Below are 6466 nucleotides of genomic sequence, written 5' to 3'. Positions count from 1 at the left end.
ACTGCGGGCCCTGAGCACGAGTTCGAAGGAGTCCGCGGAACGCTCCGGGCACCGGCACGGCGTCCCCCGCACCTTCGGCACGGCGGCCGAACTGGGCGGCGTTCCGGCCGGCAGTGCGGGCGGGGCCGTCCGGGGCAGTGCGCTGGCCGGCGGTACGGCCGCCGGGCGGGCGGCCGCCACCCGCGCCGCCGGCTCGACGGCAGGCGGGACCGAGCGGGCGGTCGGCGGCGCGACCAGCAGCGGCGGGCGCGGCGGCGCGAGGACGGGCCGGGCGGCCGACCGGTCCTCGCCGACGGCCGCCCGGGGCGTTCCGCCGTCCGCCGCCGGACGCGGGGCCGCCACGGGCCGGGGGAGCGGCGCGGCGACCGCCCGCCCGCCTGGCCGGGCCACGGCGACCGACTCCTCCTCGACGACCGGCAGCGCCGGCCCGAGCGCGTCGGCCCGTTCGAACGGCCCGGGCAGGCGCGGGCGCACCCGCACCCCGGCCCCGGCCGGTTCGCCCTTCGCCACCAGGCGGTCGAAGTGGTCAGGCATCTGCACACAGCTCCAGGTAGTAGCGGCGCCGCAGCGGGCTGAGCGCCAGGACCTCCGGCTCGCTCCAGCCGTAGGCGGTGGCCAGCAGATGGACGTCGAGCAGGGTCGCCCGGGCCCAGTCGTCCAGCTCCTCCCAGAGGTAGGAGGCGATGTCCAGTTCGGCGAGCGCGGGCCGGCCGCACTCCGGACAGTTGAGGTTCAGCCGGACGTCCGCGCAGGGGTCGGCCTCGGCGGCGGCCTCGGCCATCCGCCGCTGGACCGGTTCGGGGAGCTGCCCGGCGGCCACCGGCTCCCCGTCGTGCTCGGCGGTCAGCACGCACCGCTCCAGCAGGACGGCCCGGGCCCGGCCCTCGGGGGCCCGTTCGGCGGCGGCCAGGTCGCCGCCGGTGGGCAGCCGGAAGCCGACCCGCCAGCCGTCCAGCTCCACCCGCAGCGGCCCGGCCGGCGGCGGCGCGGCGGCGGCCAACTGCCCGGCGGCGAAGGCGAACTCCATCTCCTCCGCACAACTCGGGCAGCCGACCCGCACGTCGAGCTGCTCACCGAACAACTCGGCGCGCAGGCCGAACAGTTCGGCGTCCCGCCGGCCGAGCGGCACGGCCAGCAGCTCCGCCGTCCCGGCGCCGGGACGGGCGACGGCGTGCAGCAGCAGGGCCCGCCCGGTGCGGCCGGCCGTCAGCCCGGCCTCCCAGACGGCCAACAGCTCGGCCTCCGCGGTGCGGGTCGGCCCCGGTTCCATCGGTGGCCGCTCAGGCCGGCTGCTGGAACGACGGCTCTTCCGGCTCGGGCGTCTCCTCGTCCCGCTCCCAGCCCTCGACCTCCAGCTTGAGGCTCTGGATCGCCACCGCGTTGGCGTTGGCGTCCAGTTCGCCGAGCACCTGGTACTCGCTCGGCCAGGCGCGGTACAGCTTGTGGGCGACGGCCACCTGCCCGGCCTCGTTGAGCACCTGGATCACCAGGTCCTTGCGGAAGTCCCGCAGCGAGACCTCCGCCCCGCGGCCCGCGCCGACCATCCAGACCTTGTTGGCCCAGCGGTCGAACTCCGGGTCGTGGGTGACGCCGCGCTCCAGGGTGACGGCCTCGAAGTCGGTGCGGCCCGGTGACTTGCGCGGCGCGCTGGGATCGCCCCCGCTGCGGTGCTTCACCACCTCGGTGGTGCGCTTGAGCGGGCTGATCTTGCTGATTCCGGCGACGACCCGACCGTCCCAGACGACCAGGAACTTGAAGTTCTTGTACGGATCGAACCGGTGCGGATTGACGGTGAACTCGACCATGGAGATCCTAAACCTCGAACTGTCCGGCGAGCTGCTCGATCTTGACGATCACGAATTCCGCGGGCTTGAGCGGCGCGAATCCGACCACGACGTTCACCACACCGCGATTGATGTCGTCCTGCGTGGTGGTGTCCCGGTCGCACTTGACGAAATAGGCCGAGCGCGCGGACGTCCCCTGGAAGGCGCCCTGCTGGAACAGCGAGTGCAGGAACGCGCCCACGTTCAGCCGGATCTGCGCCCACAGCCGCTCGTCGTTGGGCTCGAACACGACCCACTTGGTGCCGCGGTAGAGGCTCTCCTCCAGCATCAGCGCGAGGCGCCGCACCGGGACGTACTTCCACTGCGAGCTCAGCGCGTCGGCGCCGGCCATCGTCCGGGCGCCCCAGACCACCGGGCCCACCACCGGGAACGTCCGCAGGCAGTTCACCGCGAGCGGGTTCAGCAGCCCGTTCTCCCGGTCCGTCAGCGGGACGGTCAGCGCGCGCACCCCGGGCAGGACGGCCTCGGTGCCGGCCGGCGCCTTCCACACGCCCCGCTGGCCGTCGGTGCGCGCCATCACGCCGGCGACGGTGCCCGAGGGCGGGAAGCTGCGCAGCCGGCCGGTGAGCGGGTCGACCAGCTCCAGGTGCGGGAAGTACAGCGCCGCGTGGTCGCTGCGCACGGAGTCGAAGGCGGACAGGCCGGCCCGGGCGGCGTCCAGCGTCGTCCACGCCTGCGGCGGGTCGACGATCAGGAACATCCGCTTCTCCGCGCAGAGCGCCTGGGCGGCCGAGACGACCGTGACGGCGTCGTCGATGCTGCCGTAGCCGGCCAGCTCCGGCAGCACCAGCAGGTTGACGTCCTGCACGTCGCGCAGGGCCTGGATGCCGGTCTTGGCCGCCTCGCTGCCGATCAGGTCGGTCAGGCCGGGGGCTCCGCCGTCCTGGCCGCCGGCGAGGGCGAGCACGGGCGGGCTGACCGAGCCCTCCAGGCCGAGGTTGTTGGCGGCCTCCCCGAGGAAGCGGACCACGTCGGCCGGGTCGGTGGAGCCGGCGACGACCTGGAGCTGGCGGCCGAACACGCTCACCCGGGTGCCCGCGAAGGCCCGCCGGCCCGGGGCGTCGGGCAGGGCGCGCAGCTTGCGCTCCAGCAGCAGGGCGAGTTCGGCGACGGTGGTCGGCGCGGCGCCGTCCGCGGCCGGGTCGTAGATCTTGAAGGTGCGCGAGACGTCGCCGATCTTGACCTGGATCTCGTGGGTGAGGTCCGGCAGGGTGGCCGCGAACGGCTTGGAGACGGTGCCCACCGGGTCCGGCCGGCTGTCCGCCAGGACCTTCACCCGGACGACCGCCGAGCCGCCGTTGACCACCGTCTCGGCGAACCGGGGGCTGGTGTCCCGGACCGACAGGTCCGTGAAGGACTCCCGGACGGCGCCCGAGGTGTCGAAGACCTGGAGGTTGAAGGTTTCGGCGGGGGTCGGCGTCCGGTAGTCCACGGCCACCCGCAGCGCCGCGCCCCAGAGCCCCGGCTCGACGGCCTTGACCTCCAGGGCCGGGGTGGCGGTGGAGGTCTGCGTCGAGTTGAGCGTGACGCCCGCGGCGGCGCCGGTGCCGGCCGCCGCGACCCGGACCACGACCGCGATCGAGCCCCCGTTGAGGAAGAACTGCTGGACGGCGTAGCTGACCGGGCTCTGGCCGGCGAGCCCGCCGAAACGGCGCTCGAAGTCCGCGAAACTGGTGATGGTGACGGGCTGGTCGAGCGGGCCGCGCCGGGTGGCCCCGACGAAGGCGGTCACCGAGGTGCTCACCGCGGTGATGGTACGGACGCCACTGGGAAGCTCTTCGATGTAGACGCCCGGGTAGGTCGGTGTCGTCGGCAAATTCCCCCTCCGTTCACTTCGTGCGTCAAGCGGCCCGTGAATGGGATCCTGACGCATTGGTGGCAGGCTCAGTCTCATATTCAGGTGACAAAGCGTCAAGGCCTGAACTTGAAAAGGTAATTGTATTACTGGGCATATTCCGAGGAGGTCGGAACAGGGGGTTCCGCGACCTCCTCGGCGGTGCCCGGCAGGTGTCGTCAGCCGCCTTCGGGCAGGTTCCGGTAGTCGGGCCGGGGCGGCGTGGGATCCGGCGTCGGTTCGGGTGTCGGAGCGGGGACGGGCGCGGGTGCGGCCGGCGCCGGCTCGGGTGCAGGCGCGGGCGTCGGTGCGGGTGCAGGTGCGGGTGCAGGCACGGGCGTCGGTGCGGGTGCGGGAGTGGGCGCGGCGGCCGGTGCCTGCGGGGCGGCCGGTGCGGGCACCGGTTCCGGACGGGCCGGCGGCTGGTAGGACGGCGGCCGGGCGGCCCCCAGGAACCAGCCCCAGTGCGCGCCGAACCGGTGCTCCAGGAACCGGAACGCCGCGTAGTAGGCCGTGCCGAACCCGGTGACCAGGGCGGAGGTGACGGAGGCGTCGTCCAGGTGGACGCCGAGCCGGGCGGCCTGCACCACGAGGAACGCGACGACGTAGGGCACGCAGGTGCGCCAGAGGGACAGCGCGAGTTGGTACATCGGTCCTCCTCGGCGGGGACGGGAGTCAGTCGGCGACCGTGAAGCCGTGCTCCTGGCCGAGCCGGGTCAGCGAGCTGACGCCGGGGATGCCGTCCGCCTGCTGCCCGCTGTACCCGTACCTGCGCTGCAGGTCGGCGTAGGCGTCGACGGTCCGGGTGCCGAACGAGCCGTCGGCCCACTGCCGTTCGAGCAGCCCCTCGGCGACGAGGGCCAGCTCCACCGTGTACACGTCGTCCGGGTGCGTGGTGGCGCCCTGGGGCGCGTCCGGGTCCTGGCGGGCCGCCGCGACCACGTTCGACTTCGACACCTCGGCCAGCGGGACGGCCCCGCCGAGCAGCCGGCGCAGCGAGGACTCGCCGGGCACGCCGTCCGCGTCCCCGCCGGAGAAGCCCAGACTGCGCTGGTAGTCGGCGTAGTTGAGGGTATCGGCGTCGGTCCAGTTCGGGCCGGGGCCCTCGCCGTAGTGCGAGCCGAAGCCCGCCGCCACCAGCGCCTCGCCGACCAGCGTCACCTGCGGACCGTGCGCGCCGTAGCCGTACGGCAGCCCGCCGACGCTGCTCTGGTACCGGGCCGGGGTCGGGTCCGGCTGCGGCGCGGGCTGCTGGGGCGCGGGCGCCGGCCCGTCCGGGCGCGGCGCACCCGAGGCCACCCAGGCGTACAGCGCCGGGCCGGGGCAGTCGGTCGCGTAGCCGTCCCGGTGCCCCTTGATCTCCGGGCCGGCCGGCCCCTGCCGCATGCAGTACTCGATCGCGTCCCGCAGCCCGTTGAGCATCTCCGGGGTCGGCTCGGTCGACCCGGAGGAGCCGACCAGTCCGCACACCGCGTAGTGCGCCTCGTTGAGCGCGACGTCGCCGTTGGCGCTGTTGCGCCGGTTCAGGCCGCGGCCCTCGAAGACGTGGCCGTGCTCGCAGACCACGAAGCTGTAGCCGATGTCCGACCACCGGTCGTCGTCCATGTGCGAGGCCTGGAGGCGCCGGACGTAGGCCGGGCAGGTGTCGTGGCTGTCGTAGGTGTACGCCGTGCCGAGGTAGTGCACCTTCACCCCGGCGCGCGGGCCGGCGTACGGGATCGAGCCGTTGGGCTCGCGCCAGCGCCGCGCCCCCCACTGCGCGCGGTCCACCAGCTGGAGCCCCGGCCAGTCGGGCACGTGGGGCACCGGGTCCGGCGCCGGCGCGGGCGGCTCGGGGCTCGGGCCCTGGCCGGAGCCGGCCCAGGCCCGCAGCTCGTCGATCGAGCCGTTGAACACGTCCGCGTCGATCGGGTCGTCGCTGTACTGGTGGAAGCGCCAGGAGGCCTGGATGCGCGGCGAGCCCGCGGACACGTAGTCCGCGATCCACAGGAAGTCGCCCGCGTTGTCGTCGGTCCGGAGCCAGTAGTCCCGGTTGGTGTAGAGCCCGACCAGGTGGTCCGGGTAGCGCTGCTTGACCGCCGCCAGCCACCGGTTCTTCGCCGCGGTCGCGTCCCCGATGCCGACCGGCTGCCCGTACGGCTCGAAGTCCAGCACCAGCAGCTCGCCCGCGGGGATCCGCCCGACGACCCGGCAGAAGTGCTCGATCTCGCCGTCGACCGGGTTCTCCGCGTGCAGGAAGTGGTAGTGCCCGACCACCAGCCCCCGCCGCCGGGCGTCCGCGAGCTTGTCGGCGTAGCCCGCCTGGCCGGTGCGGCCGCCCTCGGTGGCCTTGATGAAGACGAACTCCGCGTCCCCCGGAATGCCCGACTGGAAGTCGGAGACGTCATAACCCTTCGCGTATGCCATCAGGAAGCTCCCCCTTTGCGCCGATGGCAGCTACGGCCGACCGGCCCCAGCCCGGGGCTCGCGACGCCGGCCAGAGCGTCATGCTCACTCCACAGTACCGTCCGCGAAAGGTCAACTCCCTTGTTTTCCAAGTGTTTTGTGCGCTCTGGCGAGTCTCCCGCAGTGGCCGGTGCCGCGGGCCTATGCCAGTGGCCTCCCGTCGGTGCGCGGGGCGGATTTCCGGAGGATTCGATTCCTGTACGACCCCGGGCGGGTGGGGCGGATGGGGCGCGCGGTTTCCTTGACGGGATTCCCGTGGCCGAATCGATCCATGTTGGCCTGATGTCACATGATCATTAGTCAAACGTTCATACCAAATGGCAATGTGGATGCAGTCGTAACC

The 6466-nt window shown here is 73.5% G+C and carries 5 protein-coding genes and 1 pseudogene; all 6 read right to left on the bottom strand.

Annotated features, from left to right (window positions below; genetic code table 11):
* Positions 1-534 (bottom strand): annotated as a pseudogene (locus ABZW03_RS10155) (hypothetical protein); the annotation flags it as partial.
* Positions 527-1270 carry a hypothetical protein gene (locus ABZW03_RS10150; RefSeq protein ID WP_355254554.1) on the bottom strand — a complete coding sequence of 248 codons (744 nt, stop codon included), beginning with the start codon at positions 1268-1270 and terminating at the stop codon, positions 527-529. The pseudogene ABZW03_RS10155 and the gene ABZW03_RS10150, both read right to left, overlap by 8 nt.
* A 10-nt stretch (positions 1271-1280) precedes the next feature.
* Entirely contained in the window at positions 1281-1805 is a 525-nt protein-coding gene (locus ABZW03_RS10145) for a phage tail protein (RefSeq protein ID WP_049649365.1), read from the bottom strand.
* A gap of 7 nt (positions 1806-1812) precedes the next feature.
* Positions 1813-3717, bottom strand: a complete 1905-nt coding sequence (locus ABZW03_RS10140; RefSeq protein ID WP_355254552.1) for a phage tail sheath C-terminal domain-containing protein — start codon at positions 3715-3717, stop codon at positions 1813-1815.
* A gap of 140 nt (positions 3718-3857) precedes the next feature.
* Positions 3858-4328: a hypothetical protein gene (locus ABZW03_RS10135; RefSeq protein ID WP_355254550.1), complete on the bottom strand. Its 471-nt coding sequence runs from the start codon at positions 4326-4328 to the stop codon at positions 3858-3860.
* A gap of 25 nt (positions 4329-4353) precedes the next feature.
* Entirely contained in the window at positions 4354-6084 is a 1731-nt protein-coding gene (locus ABZW03_RS10130) for a peptidoglycan-binding protein (RefSeq protein ID WP_355254548.1), read from the bottom strand.
* Between the last annotated feature and the right edge of the window lie 382 nt (positions 6085-6466).

The organism is Kitasatospora sp. NPDC004799 (genome assembly GCF_040609095.1).
Classification (GTDB): domain Bacteria; phylum Actinomycetota; class Actinomycetes; order Streptomycetales; family Streptomycetaceae; genus Kitasatospora.
This window is presented reverse-complemented; position numbering and strand designations above follow the sequence as displayed.